This window comes from Silanimonas sp. (assembly GCF_027530345.1).
In the GTDB taxonomy this organism is placed as follows: domain Bacteria; phylum Pseudomonadota; class Gammaproteobacteria; order Xanthomonadales; family Xanthomonadaceae; genus Silanimonas.
The window spans coordinates 14,085-31,327 of record NZ_JAPZQK010000012.1; the positions used below are offsets into that span (position 1 = coordinate 14,085).

At 71.0% G+C, this 17,243-nt stretch carries 23 protein-coding genes; 5 read left to right on the forward strand and 18 right to left on the reverse strand.

The window, feature by feature from the left end:
* Positions 1 to 90: 90 nt before the first annotated feature.
* A complete protein-coding gene (locus O9255_RS06880; RefSeq protein ID WP_297866119.1) occupies positions 91 to 471 on the forward strand; it encodes a hypothetical protein in 381 nt (126 codons plus the stop codon).
* A 21-nt stretch (positions 472 to 492) separates the two neighbouring features.
* On the opposite strand, the gene ptsP is transcribed toward O9255_RS06880, so the two are convergent.
* The 13 genes from ptsP to O9255_RS06945 all read right to left on the reverse strand — a co-directional run bounded on the left by ptsP (position 493) and on the right by O9255_RS06945 (position 10,434).
* Positions 493 to 2,217 (reverse strand): phosphoenolpyruvate--protein phosphotransferase, encoded by a 1,725-nt coding sequence (ptsP, locus tag O9255_RS06885; protein WP_297866120.1) that lies wholly within the window; start codon positions 2,215 to 2,217, stop codon positions 493 to 495.
* Entirely contained in the window at positions 2,217 to 2,486 is a 270-nt protein-coding gene (locus tag O9255_RS06890) for an HPr family phosphocarrier protein (RefSeq protein ID WP_297866121.1), read from the reverse strand. Before O9255_RS06890 ends, ptsP begins: the two co-directional genes overlap by 1 nt.
* Positions 2,479 to 2,871, reverse strand: coding sequence for a PTS fructose IIA subunit family protein (locus tag O9255_RS06895; RefSeq protein ID WP_297866122.1), 393 nt, complete (start codon positions 2,869 to 2,871; stop codon positions 2,479 to 2,481). Before O9255_RS06895 ends, O9255_RS06890 begins: the two co-directional genes overlap by 8 nt.
* Positions 2,872 to 2,926: 55 nt before the next feature.
* A complete protein-coding gene (gene rapZ / locus O9255_RS06900) occupies positions 2,927 to 3,787 on the reverse strand; it encodes an RNase adapter RapZ (protein WP_297866123.1) in 861 nt (286 codons plus the stop codon).
* Complete coding sequence (gene hprK / locus O9255_RS06905) at positions 3,784 to 4,734, reverse strand: HPr(Ser) kinase/phosphatase (protein WP_297866232.1); 951 nt, start codon at positions 4,732 to 4,734, stop codon at positions 3,784 to 3,786. The genes rapZ and hprK overlap by 4 nt, the downstream gene beginning before the upstream one ends.
* A 15-nt stretch (positions 4,735 to 4,749) precedes the next feature.
* Positions 4,750 to 5,220 carry a PTS IIA-like nitrogen regulatory protein PtsN gene (gene ptsN, locus O9255_RS06910; RefSeq protein WP_297866124.1) on the reverse strand — a complete coding sequence of 157 codons (471 nt, stop codon included), beginning with the start codon at positions 5,218 to 5,220 and terminating at the stop codon, positions 4,750 to 4,752.
* A gap of 30 nt (positions 5,221 to 5,250) precedes the next feature.
* A complete protein-coding gene (gene raiA, locus O9255_RS06915; protein ID WP_297866125.1) occupies positions 5,251 to 5,577 on the reverse strand; it encodes a ribosome-associated translation inhibitor RaiA in 327 nt (108 codons plus the stop codon).
* A gap of 98 nt (positions 5,578 to 5,675) precedes the next feature.
* The gene (locus O9255_RS06920; protein WP_297866126.1) at positions 5,676 to 7,121 is read right to left on the reverse strand and encodes an RNA polymerase factor sigma-54; all 1,446 of its coding nucleotides are present in this window, start codon (positions 7,119 to 7,121) and stop codon (positions 5,676 to 5,678) included.
* 5 nt (positions 7,122 to 7,126) lie between these two features.
* Positions 7,127 to 7,846: an LPS export ABC transporter ATP-binding protein gene (gene lptB / locus O9255_RS06925; RefSeq protein WP_297866127.1), complete on the reverse strand. Its 720-nt coding sequence runs from the start codon at positions 7,844 to 7,846 to the stop codon at positions 7,127 to 7,129.
* Positions 7,846 to 8,355 carry a lipopolysaccharide transport periplasmic protein LptA gene (gene lptA, locus O9255_RS06930; RefSeq protein ID WP_297866128.1) on the reverse strand — a complete coding sequence of 170 codons (510 nt, stop codon included), beginning with the start codon at positions 8,353 to 8,355 and terminating at the stop codon, positions 7,846 to 7,848. The genes lptB and lptA overlap by 1 nt, the downstream gene beginning before the upstream one ends.
* Positions 8,285 to 8,881, reverse strand: a complete 597-nt coding sequence (gene lptC / locus O9255_RS06935; protein ID WP_297866129.1) for an LPS export ABC transporter periplasmic protein LptC — start codon at positions 8,879 to 8,881, stop codon at positions 8,285 to 8,287. Before lptC ends, lptA begins: the two co-directional genes overlap by 71 nt.
* The gene (locus O9255_RS06940) at positions 8,878 to 9,429 is read right to left on the reverse strand and encodes an HAD hydrolase family protein (protein WP_297866130.1); all 552 of its coding nucleotides are present in this window, start codon (positions 9,427 to 9,429) and stop codon (positions 8,878 to 8,880) included. Before O9255_RS06940 ends, lptC begins: the two co-directional genes overlap by 4 nt.
* A gap of 3 nt (positions 9,430 to 9,432) precedes the next feature.
* Positions 9,433 to 10,434 carry a KpsF/GutQ family sugar-phosphate isomerase gene (locus O9255_RS06945; RefSeq protein WP_297866131.1) on the reverse strand — a complete coding sequence of 334 codons (1,002 nt, stop codon included), beginning with the start codon at positions 10,432 to 10,434 and terminating at the stop codon, positions 9,433 to 9,435.
* Positions 10,435 to 10,504: 70 nt separating this feature from the next.
* On the opposite strand from O9255_RS06945, the gene O9255_RS06950 reads away from it, so the two are divergent.
* From O9255_RS06950 to O9255_RS06960, 3 genes are read left to right on the forward strand one after another with little or no spacing between them, the layout of a single operon-like run.
* Complete coding sequence (locus tag O9255_RS06950; protein WP_297866132.1) at positions 10,505 to 10,741, forward strand: BolA/IbaG family iron-sulfur metabolism protein; 237 nt, start codon at positions 10,505 to 10,507, stop codon at positions 10,739 to 10,741.
* A gap of 1 nt (position 10,742) precedes the next feature.
* Positions 10,743 to 12,002 (forward strand): UDP-N-acetylglucosamine 1-carboxyvinyltransferase, encoded by a 1,260-nt coding sequence (gene murA / locus O9255_RS06955; RefSeq protein WP_297866133.1) that lies wholly within the window; start codon positions 10,743 to 10,745, stop codon positions 12,000 to 12,002.
* 4 nt (positions 12,003 to 12,006) lie between these two features.
* Positions 12,007 to 12,681: an exopolysaccharide biosynthesis protein gene (locus O9255_RS06960; protein ID WP_297866134.1), complete on the forward strand. Its 675-nt coding sequence runs from the start codon at positions 12,007 to 12,009 to the stop codon at positions 12,679 to 12,681.
* A gap of 31 nt (positions 12,682 to 12,712) precedes the next feature.
* Here the strand turns inward: O9255_RS06960 and O9255_RS06965 are convergent, their stop codons facing one another.
* The 5 genes from O9255_RS06965 to purM are packed head-to-tail and all read right to left on the reverse strand — an operon-like array spanning position 12,713 to position 15,894.
* Entirely contained in the window at positions 12,713 to 13,423 is a 711-nt protein-coding gene (locus O9255_RS06965; RefSeq protein ID WP_297866135.1) for a DUF3108 domain-containing protein, read from the reverse strand.
* 38 nt (positions 13,424 to 13,461) lie between these two features.
* The gene (gene purN, locus O9255_RS06970) at positions 13,462 to 14,127 is read right to left on the reverse strand and encodes a phosphoribosylglycinamide formyltransferase (protein ID WP_345781363.1); all 666 of its coding nucleotides are present in this window, start codon (positions 14,125 to 14,127) and stop codon (positions 13,462 to 13,464) included.
* Entirely contained in the window at positions 14,124 to 14,561 is a 438-nt protein-coding gene (locus tag O9255_RS06975) for a hypothetical protein (RefSeq protein WP_297866136.1), read from the reverse strand. Before O9255_RS06975 ends, purN begins: the two co-directional genes overlap by 4 nt.
* On the reverse strand, positions 14,558 to 14,827 hold the full coding sequence (locus O9255_RS06980; RefSeq protein ID WP_297866137.1) for a hypothetical protein: 270 nt from the start codon (positions 14,825 to 14,827) through the stop codon (positions 14,558 to 14,560). The genes O9255_RS06975 and O9255_RS06980 overlap by 4 nt, the downstream gene beginning before the upstream one ends.
* Positions 14,828 to 14,838: 11 nt before the next feature.
* Entirely contained in the window at positions 14,839 to 15,894 is a 1,056-nt protein-coding gene (gene purM, locus O9255_RS06985) for a phosphoribosylformylglycinamidine cyclo-ligase (RefSeq protein WP_345781365.1), read from the reverse strand.
* 185 nt (positions 15,895 to 16,079) lie between these two features.
* Here purM and O9255_RS06990 point away from each other — a divergent pair, with 185 nt between their 5' ends.
* A complete protein-coding gene (locus O9255_RS06990; RefSeq protein WP_297866139.1) occupies positions 16,080 to 17,243 on the forward strand; it encodes a DUF2066 domain-containing protein in 1,164 nt (387 codons plus the stop codon).

Here is a 17,243-nt window from a genome sequence, read left to right on the forward strand (position 1 = left end):
GGCCACGGGGGCGAACAGCGCGCCGCGCGTGCTTGCGGCGTTCATCGAGGCTCCGGCACGCTGGCACACCGTCGAACCGACCCGCCCGCCATGCGACTCACCACCATCGCCGCCGCTGTCCTGCTGCTCGCCGCCTGCGCGCCGGACGAGATCGTGCCGACGGCGCCGATGGCGCTCGATGGCGTGAGTTTCGAGGTGGAGGCCTTGCCGCAGGCCGAGGGGCCCTGCGATCCGGCGCAGCCTTTCCCGGCACGCGTCACCTGGGACGTGACTGACTGGACCGACCCGAAGTTCGACTTCCTGCTGCGCAGCACGAACGGCCAGCTGTTCGCCCGCCACAACACAGCGAGCGGGGAGCACGTGACCGATCCCTACGCCCGCGAGGGCCTCTGGATCCTCCTCGTCGACCGCAACACGCAGCTGCTGGTGGCTACGAAGCCGGTGCCCGCGCTGGTTTGCCCTGCCGATTGAGTCGCGCGCCGAGGCGGCGGCTCAGAGGGCGCGCACGCGCTCCAGCCAGCGCTCCACCTCGGCGCGCTCGCGGCACTGCAACAGCGAGGCCGCCCGGCGCCTGAGCTTGCCGACGTCCGCGGCGCGGATCGCTTCGCGCACTTCCAGCACCGCGCCGGGATGCACGCTGAAATCGCGCAGGCCGAGGGCGAGCAGCAGCGGTACGTCCTCGGCACGTGCGGCCAGTTCGCCGCAGACATGGATGGGCAGCCGGGCATCGCGCGCCTGCGCGAACAGCTGGTGCAACAGGCGGAGCACCGCCGGGTGGCGTTCGCTGTAGAGCCCGTCGAGCGCTTCATGCGTGCGGTCGGCGGCCAGCAGGTATTGCACGAGGTCGTTGGTGCCGACGGCGGCGAAGTCGATCAGGTCGGCGTAGTCCAGCAGCGTCAGCGCCGCGGCGGGTACCTCCACCATTACGCCGAAGCGCACGTGTTCGCCGATCGGCACGCCGTCGTCGCGCAGCCGCGCGGCCAGCGCATTGAGCCGGAATTTGACCGCTTCGATTTCCTCGCGCGCGGTCACCATCGGCACCAGTACGCGAACCGGGCCGAAGGCCGAGGCGCGCAGCATCGCGCGCAGCTGGGCGTCGAGAAGCATCGGCCGCGACAGCGACAGGCGAACGCCGCGCAGGCCGAGCGCCGGATTGGGCTCGTTGCGCAGGGCGAGCCCACTGTTGTCGGCCTTGTCGGCACCGAGGTCGAGCGTGCGCAGGGTCACCGGCTTGCCGGCCATGCCGAGCACGGCATCGCGGTAGGCGTGGAACTGCTCGTCTTCGTCGGGCACCTGCGGGCGCCCCATGAACAGGAACTCGGTGCGGTAGAGGCCGATGCCGTCCGCGCCCATCGACAGCGCTTCGGCGATCTCTTCGCGCCGCTCGCCGTTGGCGTACAGGCCGATGTCCATGCCGTCCTGCGTCCGCGTCGGCGCCCGCTTCAGGCGGTCGAGCTGGGCGCGCTTCTTCTCGATCTTCGCCCGCGCCACGTGGTAGCGGGCGAGGTCGTCGGCGTTGGGTTCGACCACCAGCAGGCCGTCGCGGCCATCGACCAGCAGCGCGTCGCCGTCGTTGACGTGCGAGAGCGCATCGGCGCAGCCCACCACCATGGGCAGGTGCAGGCCGCGCGCGATGATCGCGCTGTGCGACAGCGGGCTGCCGGCGCGCGTCACCACGGCCAGCAGCTGCTGGCGCGAGAGCTCGGCGAGCTCGGCCGGGGCGATGTCGTCGGCGACCAGGATCTCGCCGGCGAGCCCGAGCTGGCCGTCGTCCGGTCGGCGGTGCAGGGCGGCATGCACGCGGCCGATCACGTGGTCGAGGTCGTCGAGCCGCGTGCGGAAGTAGTCGTTGTCCATCGCCTGGAACACTGCGGCGAGGCGGTCGCGCTGCAGCTTCAGCGCGTAGTCGGCGGAGTAGCGTCCGGTCTGGATCAGGTCGCGCAGCCCGTGGCGCAGTTCCGGGTCGTCGAGGATCAGCACGTGCAGGTCGAGGAACTCGCCGATCTCCTGCGCCAGCGCGCCCTGCAGCTTTTCGCGCAGCCCCCCGAGTTCGTCGCGGGCGGCCTGCATCGCGGCGTCGAGGCGGGCCAGCTCGGCCTCGATGGCTTCCGGCGCGATGGTTTCCTCGGAGAGCGTGAGGACGTGCGGGTGGCGGACGCGGGCGCGGCCGAGGGCGAGACCCTTCGATGCCCCGACGCCGGCCAGCGCGCGCCGCATCAGCTCTCCTCGTCGAAGCGTCGGGCGAACAGGGCTTCCGCGGCGGCCATGGCCTCGGTTTCGTCCGGACCGTCGGTGCGCAGCGTCACCGTGCTGCCCTGTCCCGCCGCGAGCAGCAGCACGCCCATGATGGATTTCGCGTTCACCTCGCGGCCGCTACCGACCAGCGTGGCCTGCGCCTTGAAGCCGCCGAGCAGCTGGACGAGCTTGGCCGAGGCCCGCGCGTGCAGGCCGAGGCGGTTGATGACGGGGATCTGCCGTTCAAGCATCGTCGAGCACCACGCCGTTGCGGCCGCCATTGGCGGCGGTTCGCGCCAGGTCCTCGAGGCCCTGGTCGCCGTAATTCATCACCCGCAGCAGCATCGGCAGCGACAGCCCGGCCACGCGGCGGCAGGGCGAGGCGATCTGCGTGAGCTGGTGCGCCAGCCGGGCCGGCGAGGCGCCGTAGACGTCGGTCAGCAGCAGGGCGCCATCGTCGCCCATGACCTTCTTCAGCGCGGCGCTGGCGCGCGGCAGCTGCACGCCGAGGTCGGCGTCGAATTCGAGCTCGAACGCCCGCGCCTCCAGCGGCAGCTTGCCGAGCAGGCGTGACGCGGTTTCGAGCAGGGCGTTGCCGAGCCCGGGATGGGTGACGAGGAGGATGCCGACGGCCATGCGTCGAACCTTAGCAAACCCCCATGGCGCGTCGGCAAGCGACGGCGCCGCGGGCTCACTCGAGTTCGCGGTGGTACGTCAGGGCGTCGTCGCGCCCTTGGTCGCGGAAATGCGCGGCCAGGGTCTCGGCCAGGTAGACCGACCGATGCCGGCCGCCGGTGCAGCCGAAGGCGATCGTGAGGTAGCTGCGGGTTTCGGATTCGAAGCGCGGCAGCCAGCGCTCCACGAAGTCCCGCACCTCGGCCACGTACTCCTGCACTTCGGCGATGCCGGCGAAGTGCGCCTGGATCAGCGCGTCGCGGCCGGTCAGCGGCCGCAGGGCCGGGTCCCAGTGCGGGTTCGGCAGGCAGCGGGTGTCGAAGACGAAATCGGCGTCGACCGGCAGGCCGCGCTTGTAGGCGAAGCTCTCGAACAGCACGGTGAGGCCCGGCCGGCGTCCGGCTTCCAGCTCAGTGAGCACGAGCTTGCGCAGCTGGTGGACGTTGAGCGCCGTGGTGTCGAACACGTGGTCGGCCAAGGCGCGTACCGGGCGCAGCACCTGGCGCTCCAGGGCGATGGCGTCGGGCAGGGCCAGCCCGAGCTGGGACAGCGGATGGCGGCGGCGGGTGTCGGAGTAGCGCTTTACCAGCGTCGCGTCGGCCGCGTCGAAGAACACGAGGCGGTGCTGGTAGCCGCGCTCGCCGACCGCCGAGAGCCACTGCCCGATGCTGCCCAGGTCGGCGTGGTGGTTGCGCACGTCGATGCCGACCGCGAGCTTCTGGTGCGTCTCGCTGGCGCCGACGCTGTCGACGAAGCCGGGCAGCAGGTCGGCCGGCAGGTTGTCGACGCAGTAGTAGCCGAGGTCCTCGAGCGTGCGCAGGGCGACGGACTTGCCGGCCCCGGACAGCCCCGAGACGACGGTGAGTGAGCGGCTCATGGTGCGGCCTTGTCGAGCAGCGCGGAGTGGCGCGCGAGGAAGGCGGCCGCCGGGTCATCGCCCTTGGCGCGAAGGATGTGCAGGCGTGCGGCGGCTTCCGTCAGCACCGCGAGGTTGCGGCCTGCGGCCACCGGTAGATTGATCACCGGGACGTCGAGGCCGAACACCGGGCGCGCAGCGGTTTCGCCCGTGAGACGCGAGAGGCCTTCCACGTCCACCGCCTCGCCGGGACGCACGAGGTTGACGATCAGGCGCAGGTACTTGTTCCGCTTCACCGCGGTGTCGCCGAACATCTGGCGGATGTTCATGATGCCGAGGCCGCGCACTTCCAGCAGGTCCTGCAGCAGCTCGGGGCTGGTGCCATCGAGCACGTCCGGGGCGATCTGGGTGAACTCCGGGGCGTCGTCGGCGACGAGTCGGTGGCCGCGCGAGATCAGCTCGAGGGCGAGCTCGCTCTTGCCGAGGCCGGACTCGCCGGTGATCAGCACGCCGATCGAGTAGATCTCCATGAACACGCCGTGCAGCGTGATGCGCGGCGCCAGCGCACGCGCCAGCACGTATTGCAGTTGCGAGAGCAGTTCATGCCCGGCCTGCGGCGAGATCCACAGCGGCGTGCCGGTTTCCTCGGCGATGTCGCGCAGGTCGGTGGGGCAGCCCTGGTCGCGGGTGATCACCAGCGCGAGCGGGCGGAAGTCGACGATCTTCTGCAGGGTTTCCCAACGCTGGCGGGCGTCGAGCGAATCGAGCCACTGCAGCTCCTCGCGGCCGAGGATCTGCAGCTTGTTCGGGTGGATGACGTTGAGGTACCCCACCAACGACGGCCGCCGCGTGCGGTGTTCCTCGGCTTCGAGGGCGCGGTCGCCGCCGGCCTGGCCGGACAGCCAGCGCAGCCCGAGCCGGTCGCGGTGCTGTTCGAACAGTTCGCGGGCGCTGAGTCGGCGCGGCAGCATGCGGAGGCCGTCTCAGGCCGCCGCGGAGTGGCCGGGATGCCAGTCGGCGACCAGCCGGTAGAGCGCGTCGCTGTCGGTGGCCGCGCGAAGACGAGAACGGAAGCCCTCGTCGGCGAACATCTCGGCGAGCTGGGCGAGCAGCACGAGATGCTGCTGGGTGAAGTGTTCCGGCACCGCCAGCGCGAACAGCAGGTCGACCGGCTGGCCGTCACTGGCGCCGAAATCCACCGGTTCGGCGAGGCGGATGAAGGCCCCCGTCGCGACGGTCAGTGCCGGACTGCGGCCGTGCGGGATGGCGACGCCGTGGCCGAGCCCGGTGCTGCCGAGGCGTTCGCGCTGGCAGAGGCTGTCGAAGAGCGCGCGTTCGCGCTCGGCATTGCCTTCACCGAGCAGCTGGGCCAGCTGTTCGAGCAGGCGTTTCTTGGAAGAAACCTTGGCGCCCGCGAGCACGCGCGCGGGCGCCAGGAGGTCGAGGAGGTGCATGGGGATGGGGCTTGTGGGGCCGCGATGCCTTCAGCCGAAGCTGCCGGAGCGGACGGCGGATTCGCCGCGGTGGTGGTCGGTGATGCGCTCTTTTTCCTTGAGCACGATGCGGTCGAGCTTGTCGACCAGCAGGTCGATGGCGGCATACATGTCGGCGGCCTCGGCTTCGGCGTGCAGCGCCTTGCCGCGGGGGGTGAACGTGGCTTCGGCCTTGTGCTGGAGCTTGTCGACGGAAAGCAGGACGCGCACGTCGAGATGGTGGTCGAAATGGCGGGAGATCCGCTCGAGCTTCGCCGTGACGAAGTCCTTCAGGGCCGGGGTGATGTCGATCTGGTGGCCGCTCACTTCAAGGCGCATGGGCGCGTTCTCCTTGCTGGGACAAACAAACCTTCACTGGTAAACAGCATACGCCCCTCGGGGGAGGGGGCGAAGGGGACCCACGTCAAATTTCGATGTCAGCGTTGCCCGCGTTCGGAGGACGGCGGAATGCCCAGCCCTTCACGGTATTTCGCCACGGTGCGCCGCGCCACGGCGATGCCCTCGGCCTTCAGTGCGTCGGCAAGCGATTGATCCGAAAGCGGTTTCCCCGAGGGTTCGGCCTCGATCATCTTGCGGATCATGGCCTGCACGGCGGTGGACGAGGCGGCCCCACCATGCTCGGTGGCCAGTCCGGTGCTGAAGAAGAACTTGAACTCGAAGGTGCCGCGCGGCGTTCGCAGGTATTTGCGCGTCGTGGCGCGCGAGATCGTCGATTCGTGGAGATCGAGCTGCTCGGCGACGTCGCGCAGGGTGAGCGGCCGCATCGCTTCGAGGCCGTGGTCGAGGAAGGCGCTCTGCGTGCGGACGATGGCCTCGGCGACGCGCTGCAGGGTCTCGCCGCGGTTCTCCAGGGCCTTGATGAGCCAGCGCGCTTCCTGCAGCTGGCCGCGCAGGTAGGCGTCGTCGTCGCGGCTGCAGCGCCCGATCAGGCCCTGGTAGTGCGCGTTGAGTCGGAGCCCACCCCCGCCACGGGCCATGCGCACCCGCCAGACGCCGCGCTGCTTCAAGGCGATGGCATCCGGCTGCACGTATTCGGCTGGTGCACCGTCGAAGCGCGCGCCGGGTTTCGGGTCAAGCGACTTCACCAAGGCGATCGCTTCGAGCACATCGGCCGGATCCACACCGAGTTCGGCGGCCAGCCGGTCCGGACGTTGCCGGGCGATGGCGTCGAGGTGCCCGGCCACCAGCCGCTGCGCGAGGGCCAGGCCCGGCGTGTCCGTGGACAAGGCGGCCAGCTGCAGGCCGAGGCATTCGGCGAGGTCGCGCGCGCCGCAGCCGATCGGGTCGAATTGCTGCACGAGGCGCAGCAGGGCCCGCACGTCGTCCAGCGTGACCTCGAGCCCGTCGGGCAGGGCGGCGGGCAGGGCGTCGAGCGGCTCGCGCAGGTAACCGTCATCGCCCAGCGCATCGATCACGGCTTCGCCGATGGCCTCGTCGCGGGCGGAGTGCACGCTCATCCGCAGCTGCCAGCGCAGGTGCTCGTGCAGGCCCGGCGCGGCGCCGGCTTCCTCGCGTTCGCCGTCATCGTCATCGCGCTGGCGCGGGCCGGACTCCTCGTCGCCGAGCGTCCAGTCTTCGCCGCCGAGGTCGTCGTCGATCCCGGCAACGTCGTCGCCCGCCTCGGCGCCAGGGCCCTCCGCATCCCCTGGAGACTCGTCGCCGGAGCTGCCCTCCAGCGTCGCGGCGGCGGCGCCCTCCTCGTCGCCTGGTTCAGCGAGTTCGAGCAGGGGGTTCGATTCGACGGCGGCCTGCAGCTCGGCCTCGAGTTCGATCTGCGAAAGCTGCAGCAGGCGGATCGCCTGCCGGAGTTGGGGGGTGAGTGCCAGCGCCGTGCCGAGCTTGGCCTGCAGGGCGGGCTTCATCGCCGTTACATCGTGAAACTGGAGCCGAGGTAGACGCGGCGGACGTCGGGATTCATCAGCACGTCGTTCGGCGAGCCCTGCGCCAGCACCGTGCCGGCGTTGAGGATGTAGGCGCGGTCGCAGATGCCCAGCGTCTCGCGCACGTTGTGGTCGGTGATCAGCACGCCGATCCCGCGGTGCTTGAGGTGCCGGATGATTCCCTGGATCTCGCCGACGGAAATCGGGTCGACGCCCGCGAAGGGTTCGTCCAGCAGCATGTAGCGCGGGTTTGCGGCCAAGGCGCGGGCGATCTCGATGCGTCGCCGTTCGCCGCCCGAGAGACTTTCGCCCCGCTGCTCGGCGACATGGACGATGTGCAGTTCGTCGAGCAGGTGGCCGAGTTCGGCCTCGCGCTGTTGAGGGGATAGGTCTTCGCGCAGTTCGAGCGCGGCGCGCACGTTATCGGCGGCGGAGAGGCTGCGGAACACGCTGGCTTCTTGGGGCAGGTAGCCCACGCCGCGGCGCGCCCGCTGGTGCATGGCGAGGCTGCTGATGTCCTGGCCGTCGAGCAGGATCTGCCCGGCGTCGCTCGGTACGAGGCCAACGACCATGTAGAAGCAGGTGGTCTTGCCGGCGCCGTTGGGCCCGAGCAGGCCGACGACTTCGCCGGGATGCAGGTCGAAGCCGAAATCCTTGACGACTTCGCGCTTCTTGTAGCGTTTGGAGAGCGCGCGCGCCGACAGCATCAGTTGCCGGCCGGGCGGGCTTTGGGCTGGATCGTCATCTGCACCCGGTTGCCGTCGCCGCCGCTGTCGATGCTGCCGGTGTCGAGGTTGTAACGGATGGTCTCGGACTGCAGGTCGCCGCGCGCCTGCGCCACGCGGGCGCCGCCGGCCAACAGCATGATCTCGTCGTCGGGCGCGTAGGTGACGCGCGCCGCCTGCGCATCGACGACCTCGCCGCGGTCGTTCTCCTGACGGATCCGCACCGGGCTGCCCTCGAGGACGATGCGCTGCACGTCGCCGCCGCGGCGTTCGACCGTGGCCGTCGCGGCATTCACCTGCAACGTGCCCTGGGTGATCTCGACGTTGCCGCTCATGACGATGCTGTCGTCGTCGCCGAGGCCGCCGGTCTGGCGGTCGGAGCGCACGCCCATCGGCTGCTCGCGGTCGTTGTTGCGCGCCTCAAGGGCGGGGGACGTCAGCAGGGGCAGCAGGACGACCAGAAGGCTCGGAATAGAACGTCGCATCGACATCGGCGAGGAGCTCGTAGGTTTTGGCCTGCATGTCCACGTCGAGGCCGGTCGCCTGAAGTATAGAGCGGCCTTGGGTGACGGTCACCGCGGCGTCGGTGCGCACCCGCTCCGATTCAGTGAACACGCTCAGGTGGTCGGTGCTGAATCGCGCCTGGCGGCCGTCGCCCTCCTGGGGCGCAAGCATCTCCACGCCGCCTTCCAGCCGGACTTCGTCGTTGTCGGGGCCGATCCACGCGGTCGCCGAGCGGGCGTCCCAGCGTTGCCCGGGGGCTTCGCCCGGGAAGCCGAAGCGCGGCTCGGTCAGCGTCGTGATCTGGGCGTCCTGGTCGCGCTCGAGCAACGGCCCCACCACCGTGAAGCCCTCGCTGCCGTCCTTCCTCAGGGCCGTCATCTCGAAGCCTTCGAGCCGGTAATCGGCGCGGCTGTCGATGGTGGGCGGCGCCGGCGGTTCGCGCAGCCACCATAGCGCGGCGCCGGTGGCGGCCGCGCCGATCGCGAGCAGCACGCCCAGCCAGAGACGGCTCATCGCAGGAAGCCTGCCAGCACGGCCTCGGCCTTGCCCTGCGCGCCGAGGATCAGGTCGCAGAGCTCGCGGGCGGCGCCCTGGCCGCCACCGGCGCGGGTGCGCCAATGCACGCGTTCCTTCACCCAGGCGTGCGCGTTCGCGGGCGCGACGGCGAGGCCGGCGATGCCCATGGCGCCGAGGTCGACGAGGTCGTCGCCCATCATCGCGGCCTCGGTCGGGGTGTGGCCGTACTTCGCGCACAGCGATTCGAGCAGGGCGCGCTTGTCCTTGACGCCGATGTGCACCTCGGTCAGGCGCAACTCGCGCCCGCGCGCTTCCGCGACGGCGCTGTGGCGGGCCGTGACCAGCGCGACCCGCACGCCGTGCTCTTCGAGCAGGCGCAGGCCCATGCCGTCATGGATATCGAAGGCCTTGAGCTCGCGGCCTTCGGCGTCGAGCCACAGGCGGCCGTCGGTCAAAGTGCCGTCGACGTCGAAGCAGGCGAGGCGCACGCGCGCCGCGCGTTCGCGGATGTCGGCGGGATAGTCGGCGAGGTGGGCGTAGGCCATGGCTCAGACCACCCGCGCGTTGAGCAGGTCGATGAAGTTCAGCGCACCGACGACGCGCCGCTCGGCGTCGACGACCACCAGCGCATTGACCTTGTGCTCCTCCATCGCGTGGACGGCCGCACTGGCGAGCTCGTCCGGCGCGATGGTCTTGGGCGAGCGGCCCATCACCTTCGCCACCGCGTCACCGCGCACGTCCAGCGCCGGGTTGTCGAGCGCGCGACGCAGGTCGCCGTCGGTGAACACGCCGACGAGCCGGTCGTCCGCATCGACGACGGCGGTCATGCCGAGGCGGCCGCGGCTCATCACCACCAGCGCCTCGGCGATCGAAGCCTCCGCGGCGACGCGCGGCACGTCGTCGCCGGCGTGCATGACATCGCGGATGGTCAGCAGCAGGCGGCGGCCCAGTGCGCCGGCCGGGTGCGAGCGGGCGAAGTCCTCGGGGGTGAAGCCGCGGGCCTCGAGCACCGCCACCGCGAGCGCGTCGCCGAGCGCGAGTGAGGCCGTGGTGCTGGTGGTCGGGGCGAGGTTGTGCGGGCAGGCCTCGGAGGGCACCGAGACGTCGAGGTGCACGTCGGCCAGTTGGGCCATCGACGAGCCCGGGCGGCCGGTCATGGCGATCAGCGGCACGCCCATGCGCTTCAGCGCCGGGGCGATCATCAGGATCTCGTCGCTCTCACCGGAGTAGGACAGCGCCAGAACGACGTCCCGCTCGGTGACCATGCCGAGGTCGCCGTGGCTGGCCTCGCCCGGATGCATGAAGAAGGCCGGGGTGCCGGTGGAGGCGAGCGTGGCGGCGATCTTCCGGGCGATATGGCCCGACTTGCCCATGCCGGTGCACACGACGCGGCCGTGGCAGGCCAGCACCCGCGCGCAGGCCGCGCCGAAGGCGCCGTCGAGGCGGCTGGCCAAGGCCGAGAGGGCGGCGGCTTCCTCGCCGATCACGCGCCGGCCGGTGCGGGCGAAATCGGGCAATCCGGGGGCGGCGGCGGCCGCTGGAGCACTCATGGGAAGCCTTCGGGGAGTACAATGAGCCTCCTAGTTTACGGCAGGGCCTTCGGCCCTCTTCGCCTCCTCCATGAATGCAGATTTCGTGCGCCAGCTGATCGAAGCTGGCCTGCCCGGCGCCCGGGTCCACGTCGAGGGCGCCGACGGCGTGCACTTCGAAGCCACGGTCATCACGCCGGCCTTCGCCGGCAAGCTGCCCTTGGCCCGCCATCGCATGGTCTACGCGACGCTCGGCGAGCGCATGGGCGGCGAGATCCACGCCCTGGCCCTCCGCACCCTCACCCCTGACGAAGCCGACCGGAACTGACATGGCCAAGATCGTGATTGCCGGCGGCGAAGCGCTGAACGGCGAAGTGCAGATTTCCGGCGCCAAGAACGCCGTCCTCCCGATCCTCTGCGCCACCCTGCTGGCCGACAACGCCGTCGAGATCGGCAACGTGCCGCACCTGCACGACGTCACCACGACGATGGAGCTGCTCGGCGAGCTCGGCGTACAGCTGATCGTCGACGAGAAGCTCACCATCACGGCCGACCCGCGCCACGTCACCAGCACCATCGCACCCTACGAGCTGGTGAAGACGATGCGTGCCTCGATCCTCGTGCTCGGCCCGCTGCTGGCCCGCTTCGGCCATGCGCAGGTCGCGCTGCCGGGCGGCTGCGCCATCGGCTCGCGCCCGGTCGACCAGCACATCCGCGGCCTGCAGGCGCTGGGCGCCGAGGTGCTCGTCGAAGGCGGCTTCATCAAGGCCACGGCCAAGCGCCTGAAGGGCGCGCGCTTCGTGTTCGACATGGTCACCGTCACCGGCACCGAGAACGTGCTGATGGCCGCCACGCTCGCCGAGGGCACCACGGTGCTCGAGAACTGCGCGCAGGAGCCCGAGGTCGTCGACCTCGCGAACTGCCTGATCGCCATGGGTGCGCGGATCGAAGGCGCCGGCAGCAACAAGATCATCATCCACGGCGTCGACCGCCTGCACGGCGGGCACTACGACGTGCTGCCCGACCGCATCGAGACCGGCACCTTCCTCGTGGCCGGTGCGATGACCGGCGGCCGCGTGATGGCGAAGAAGACCCGCGCGGACATCATGGATTCGGTGCTGCAGAAGCTCGAAGAGGCCGGTGCGCACGTCAACACGGGCGATGACTTCATCGAGGTCGACATGCGCGGCAACCGTCCGAAGGCGGTCAGCCTCACCACCGCGCCGTACCCGGCCTTCCCGACGGACATGCAGGCGCAGTTCGCTGCGATGAACACCATCGCCGAGGGCGTGGGCGTGATCACGGAGACGATCTTCGAGAACCGCTTCATGCACTTGAACGAACTGACGCGCCTCGGCGCCGACGTCCGCATCGAGGGCAACACGGCGATCATCCGCGGCGTGCCGAAGATGACCGGGGCCCCGATCATGGCCACCGACCTGCGCGCCTCGGCCTCGCTGGTGCTGGCGGGCCTGGTCGCCGAAGGCGAAACCACGGTCGACCGCGTTTACCACATCGATCGCGGCTACGAGAACATCGAAGAGAAGCTCGGCGGCCTCGGCGCGCGCATCCGCCGCTTGCCGGGCTGATCGCGTGCAGCGCGTCGGCGAGGACATCCTCGCGGCCCTCGACGCCGCGGCCAACGCCCCGGTGCCGCCGCGCGTCGGCGAGGTGCTGGGTGCGGGCGGTGCCTCGGCCTTCGGTTTCACCCTCGTGGTGCTGTGCCTGCCCTTCTTGCAGCCGATCTCGCTCGGCCCCCTGGGCACCATCGGCGGTCTCGCGCTGGCCGGCATCGGTTGGCAGCTCGCCCGCGGCGATGCGCGCCCGTGGCTGCCCGAGTCACTCTCGCAGGCGCAGCTCGACGCCAACCAGTGGCGCCAGCTCGCCGCCGCTGCGCGCAAGGTGCTGGGCTGGGCGTCGAAACTCGTCCGTCCGCGCCTCGGGCATTGGACCGAAGGCCGTCGCGGCCATCGCATCGCCGGCTCCCTCGTGGTGGCCGCGGCGCTGCTGCTGGCGATCCCGGTGGGCGGCATCCCGCTGAATAACCTGCTGCCGGCCTTGGCCATCATCTGCGCCGCGCTGGCGCTGATGGCCGACGACGGCCTGATGTTCCTGTTCGCGCTGTTCTGGCTCGCCGTGACGGTTGGCTACTTCATCGTCCTCTACGAAGTGTTCGTCGCGATGGCGATGAAGGCCTGGGCGCTGTTCCACCTCTGGCCCACGGCGTGGTGGCTGGTCGAGGCCGGCTGGAAGGCCCTCTCGGCCTGATCGCCGGGCGCGGTCGACCGCGCCATTCGTTTCAGCCGCGCCGCAGCAGGCGCATCTCGACCGTCTCGCCGTCGTCCTCGCGCTGTTCGATGCGCAGCGGCAGGTGGCCGTCGTCGCGATCCAACCACAGCACGGTGGTGCGGCCGCTGGCGTCGTCGCGTCGCCGCTCGATGCGCAGGCCCTGCTCGGAGGCCTCGTCCATCGGCACCGCTTCGGCCTCGCCGATCCACCAGGTCTGCGCTTCCACCGCGTTGCGGCCGGCGACCTGCAGGGCCTGCGCGCCGCGTTTCCCGCCGGCGACGGACTGCATCAGCGCGACGGTGAGCAGCTGCCGATCAAGGATGCCGCGCACATAGGGAGCCTCATGACGCTCGTCGCGGTTGCGCAGGGTGATGCGGCCGGCAGCGGCATCGACGACGGCGCTGCGCTCGCGCGAGTTGAAGCTGGTCTTCTGCGCGTAGCGGTAGTCGAGCGTTTCCGGGCGGCCATCGACGTAGCGGAAGCGGCTCGATTCGTCGATGCGCACGCCCGCGATCTTCGCGAGCCCCTGCGTGCCGCGCGTTTCGCTGGTGAAGCGCCAGTCGTTGCCCTCGCGCGCGAGGCGCAGGGTGGCTTCGCCGAGCACGTCGCCGTTGCGGCGCACTTCATACGTCGCGCTGAACGGCGCGACGGGCGCGGCGATCGCCGGGAGGGCAGCGGCCAGAGTGAGCGCCAAGGCACCGCGGAGCAGGGTCGAACGCATCGGATCTTCCTTTCGGCGTGTCGTCGAGGGCGCCGCGCTCAGGGCGCGGCGTGCAGGCGGTCGTCGTCGCCGAGGCGCAGGGGTTCGCGCAACGGGGCGCCCTGCCAGCGGATGGCGTCGGCATCGAGCCGCAGCGCGCCGCTGGCGACGGCCGCGACGCTGGCGAGGAGCAGCGGATGCTCGCGAGCCAGCACGCGCGCGGCCAGCGTTTCCGCCGTGTCGCCGCCGTGCACCGGCACGCGCGCCTGCGCCAGCACCGGGCCGGCGTCGAGTTCCGGGATGACGATGTGCACGCTCGCGCCGTGCTCGGCATCGCCGGCCTCCAGCGCGCGCTGGTGCGTATGCAGGCCCGTGTGGCGCGGCAGCAGCGAGGGATGGATGTTGATCATGCGGTTCGGGAAACGGGCGATCGCGACGGCGCCGATGATGCGCATGTATCCCGCACAGACGATGAGGTCGGGCTGAACCGCGTCGATGGCGTCGAACATCGCCGCGTCGAAGGCGTCGCGCGTTTCGAATGCGTTCGGCTTCATCGCCCACGCGTGAACACCCGCTTCCCCCGCCAAGGCGATGGCGCCGCTCAGCGGCTTGTCGGAAAACACGCCGACCACGCCACCGTGGATGCACCCCCGGGCGCAGGCCGCCAGCAGGGCGCCGAGGTTGCTGCCCCGGCCCGAGGCCAGCACCGCGAGGCGCAGGCTCATGCGCGCTCGAACGCCTCGCGCACCCCGGGGCGGGTCAACACGACCAGCGTGAACACGCCGAGGACGGTGCCCAGCGGCATGTTCATGCACGTCAGCCCGGCGACGACGAGGCAGAACGTGTGGCTCCGCCGCTGCTTCAGCCGACGCCCGGCGACGGCCAGCAGGACCGCCAGTGTCATGCCGAGGGCGATCAGGACCGAGGCGATGGCGACGAAGATCCAGCCGAACATCTGCGGGTCCATCGGCGCCTGTCCGGGCTTTGCCGCTTGTTCGGGGAATGCGCCGCTCACCATCCACAGCCCCATCGCGAGATGCAGGACCGGGAACAGTGCAAAGAGCCCGGTGATGCCCGCGAGGACGTAATGGAAGATGGCCAGCAGATCGAGCTGGCGTCCGGTGTCGTCGGTGATCGGCGTAGTGGCCATCGGCGTCATGCTTGCCGCTCGGGCGGCCGTCCGGGGTGGTGGGTGGCGAGACGCCATGCCAGCACGGCCGCGCCCACCGCGGTCAGCAGGCACATCGCGAAGAGCGGCACGGCCGCCTGCAGCAGCAACCAGCCGAACTCGACATCGCGCTGCACGTGCTGGATGAAGGCGAAATCGTCTTTATGGACCAGTGGCCACAGGGCCATCGCCGCGGCCGAGGTCGCGACCGCCACGAGGGCGGACAGCGCGATGGCGATGCGGCGTGCCGTGCCCATGCCCCCGGGCCTCAGCCGATGCGCACGCGCTCGTGCACCGATTCGCCGGCGCTCTTCACCACGCGGCCGATCGGGCGCGGCGGCAGCACAGCGGCGGTGAGCGTCGCGGAGAGCGCAGCAATCGACGCCTCCGGCACCACCAGGACGAAGCCGATGCCGCAGTTGAAGGTGCGCCACATCTCGGCGTCGGCGATAGCGCCTTCGCGCTGCAGCCATTCGAACACCGGCGGCAGGATGATCGTCGAGGCGTCGATGTCGAGGCCGAGGCCGTCGGGGATGACGCGGATGATGTTCTCGGTGAGGCCGCCGCCGGTGATGTGCGCCATGCCGTGGATCGGCGAGTCGGCGCCCGGGAAGGCCTGCAGCAGCGACAGGATCGGCTTCACGTAAAGCTGCGTCGGCGCCATCAGCGCGTCGATCAGCGGCACGCCGCCGACCTGCACGTCGAGGCCGCCCTTGGCCGCGTCGAAGCCGGCGCGGGCCAGCACCTTGCGGATCAGCGAGTAGCCATTGCTGTGCGGGCCCGACGAGGGCAGGGCCAGCAGCACATCGCCTTCGCGTACGCGGCCGCCGTCGCGGAGTTCGCTCTTCTCCACCGCGGCCACGCAGAAACCGGCGAGGTCGTACTCGCCCGGCGCGTACATGTCGGGCATCTCGGCGGTCTCGCCACCGATCAGCGCGCAGCCCGAGAGCTCGCAGCCGCGGGCGATGCCGCCGATGACGGCCGCAGCGGTGTCGATGTGCAGCTTGCCGGTGGCGAAATAGTCGAGGAAGAACAGCGGCTCGGCGCCCTGCACCAGCACGTCGTTCACGCACATGGCCACGAGGTCGATGCCGATGGTGTCGTGGCGGTTCAGCTGCTGGGCCAGCTTCAGCTTGGTGCCCACGCCGTCGGTGCCGGAGACCAGCACCGGCTCGCGGTACTTGCCGGAGAGGTCGAACAAAGCGCCGAAGCCGCCCAGGCCGCCCATCACTTCGGGGCGGAAGCTGCGCTTCACCAGCGGCTTGATGCGTTCGACGAGGTCGTTGCCGGCGTCGATGTCGACCCCCGCGTCGCGGTAGGTCAGGGGCGTCGGGGTGCTCACGGGTGGCGGGCCTTCGGGCATCAAGCGAAGCGCGCAGTTTACCAGCCGGGGTCCGGCCGACGGTCGCCGGGGCCCCCTCGCGGCTGAACCGGCGGCGCCGCGGCCACTGCCGCGTTGGACGCTTCCGCGCGCCCTGCGGCACCATGGCGCGTCCCTCGGAGTCCACGATGCACGCGTTTTCCTCCCGATCCCTCCGCACCCTCGCGCTGTCCGGCCTGCTCCTCGGGGGCGCTTTGCCCTCGGCCCACGCGCAGGCGCCGGCCGCAGGCGGAGCGCCCGTCGCGAGCCCGGCGGCCCCGGCGGAACCCGCTGCGGCGCCCGCGCGGGAGCTCGAGTGGTACACCGCCGAAGTGCCGGTGACCTCGCAGGAGAGCCGCGAGCGCGACGCCGCACTCGGCCGCGCGCTGGCCCAAGTGCTGGTGCGGGTGAGCGGCCAGGTCGCGGCCCCGAACGATCCCGTGGCGCAGCGGGCGCTGCGCGTCGCCGAATCGATGGTGGTGGGCACCGAATACCGCGATGTCGAGGAATTGGCCGGCGGCGTGCCGGTGCAGCGCCAGGTGCTGGCGGCCAGCTTCGACCCCGAGGCCGTGGATGCGCTGGTGGTCGCGGCCGGCCTGCCGCTGTGGGCGGGCGAGCGGCCGAAGCCGATGCTGTGGCTGGCGGTCGACGATGGCGGCGGCGCCGGCCCGCGGCTTGTTTCGGCGCAACAGATCAACGTGGTGAAGCCGCTGGCGCAGCGTGGCTTGGAGCGCGGCCTGCGCTTCCTGCTGCCCGGCGGTACCGCCGTGGAGCAACCGGCCTCCGGCAGCATCTGGGCCCTCGATGCCGCCGCGGTCGGCGTGCTGTCCAGCCGCTACGGCGCCCGCGTGCAGTTGCTCGGCAAGGTGTCCCGCGCCGGCGCCGCGGGCTGGACCAGCGAATGGCTGCTGGCGGACGGCGCCGAGGAGCTGGCGCGCTGGAGCGTCACCGACCCCAGCCCGCAGCGCGCCATCGCCGCGGGTGCGGACCGCGCGGCCGACACCCTGGCGGCGCGGCAGGCGAAGCGCGTCGAGGCCGGCAAGGCCGAGGTGCTCGAGGCCGAGATCCTGGGCATCGACAGCCAGTCCGCGTGGCTCGATCTCGCCGCCTACCTGCAGTCGCTGCCGGTGCTGCGCGGCTTCGACGTGATCGAGGCCCAGCCCGACGCGATGCGTGTCCGCCTCGATCTCGCCGTCGACCGGACGCGCTTCGAGGCGATGCTCGCGGGTTCCGGCCATCTCGTTCCGGAAGCCACGGCGCCAGCCACGGATCCGACCCTGCCCACGCGGGTGCGCTACCGCGTGGCGCGCTGA

Excerpts from the sequence above, each read along its gene's own strand:
- O9255_RS06880 (WP_297866119.1), top strand. The coding sequence starts at position 91 with ATGCGACTCACCACCATCGCCGCCGCTGTCCTGCTGCTCGCCGCCTGC.
- ptsP (WP_297866120.1), bottom strand. The coding sequence starts at position 2,217 with ATGCGGCGCGCGCTGGCCGGCGTCGGGGCATCGAAGGGTCTCGCCCTC.
- O9255_RS06890 (WP_297866121.1), bottom strand. The coding sequence starts at position 2,486 with ATGCTTGAACGGCAGATCCCCGTCATCAACCGCCTCGGCCTGCACGCG.
- O9255_RS06895 (WP_297866122.1), bottom strand. The coding sequence starts at position 2,871 with ATGGCCGTCGGCATCCTCCTCGTCACCCATCCCGGGCTCGGCAACGCC.
- rapZ (WP_297866123.1), bottom strand. The coding sequence starts at position 3,787 with ATGAGCCGCTCACTCACCGTCGTCTCGGGGCTGTCCGGGGCCGGCAAG.
- ptsN (WP_297866124.1), bottom strand. The coding sequence starts at position 5,220 with ATGCACCTCCTCGACCTCCTGGCGCCCGCGCGCGTGCTCGCGGGCGCC.
- raiA (WP_297866125.1), bottom strand. The coding sequence starts at position 5,577 with ATGCGCCTTGAAGTGAGCGGCCACCAGATCGACATCACCCCGGCCCTG.
- O9255_RS06920 (WP_297866126.1), bottom strand. The coding sequence starts at position 7,121 with ATGAAGCCCGCCCTGCAGGCCAAGCTCGGCACGGCGCTGGCACTCACC.
- lptB (WP_297866127.1), bottom strand. The coding sequence starts at position 7,846 with ATGCTGTCGGCGCGCGCGCTCTCCAAACGCTACAAGAAGCGCGAAGTC.
- lptA (WP_297866128.1), bottom strand. The coding sequence starts at position 8,355 with ATGTCGATGCGACGTTCTATTCCGAGCCTTCTGGTCGTCCTGCTGCCC.
- lptC (WP_297866129.1), bottom strand. The coding sequence starts at position 8,881 with ATGAGCCGTCTCTGGCTGGGCGTGCTGCTCGCGATCGGCGCGGCCGCC.
- O9255_RS06940 (WP_297866130.1), bottom strand. The coding sequence starts at position 9,429 with ATGGCCTACGCCCACCTCGCCGACTATCCCGCCGACATCCGCGAACGC.
- O9255_RS06945 (WP_297866131.1), bottom strand. The coding sequence starts at position 10,434 with ATGAGTGCTCCAGCGGCCGCCGCCGCCCCCGGATTGCCCGATTTCGCC.
- O9255_RS06950 (WP_297866132.1), top strand. The coding sequence starts at position 10,505 with ATGAATGCAGATTTCGTGCGCCAGCTGATCGAAGCTGGCCTGCCCGGC.
- murA (WP_297866133.1), top strand. The coding sequence starts at position 10,743 with ATGGCCAAGATCGTGATTGCCGGCGGCGAAGCGCTGAACGGCGAAGTG.
- O9255_RS06965 (WP_297866135.1), bottom strand. The coding sequence starts at position 13,423 with ATGCGTTCGACCCTGCTCCGCGGTGCCTTGGCGCTCACTCTGGCCGCT.
- purN (WP_345781363.1), bottom strand. The coding sequence starts at position 14,127 with ATGAGCCTGCGCCTCGCGGTGCTGGCCTCGGGCCGGGGCAGCAACCTC.
- O9255_RS06975 (WP_297866136.1), bottom strand. The coding sequence starts at position 14,561 with ATGACGCCGATGGCCACTACGCCGATCACCGACGACACCGGACGCCAG.
- O9255_RS06980 (WP_297866137.1), bottom strand. The coding sequence starts at position 14,827 with ATGGGCACGGCACGCCGCATCGCCATCGCGCTGTCCGCCCTCGTGGCG.
- O9255_RS06990 (WP_297866139.1), top strand. The coding sequence starts at position 16,080 with ATGCACGCGTTTTCCTCCCGATCCCTCCGCACCCTCGCGCTGTCCGGC.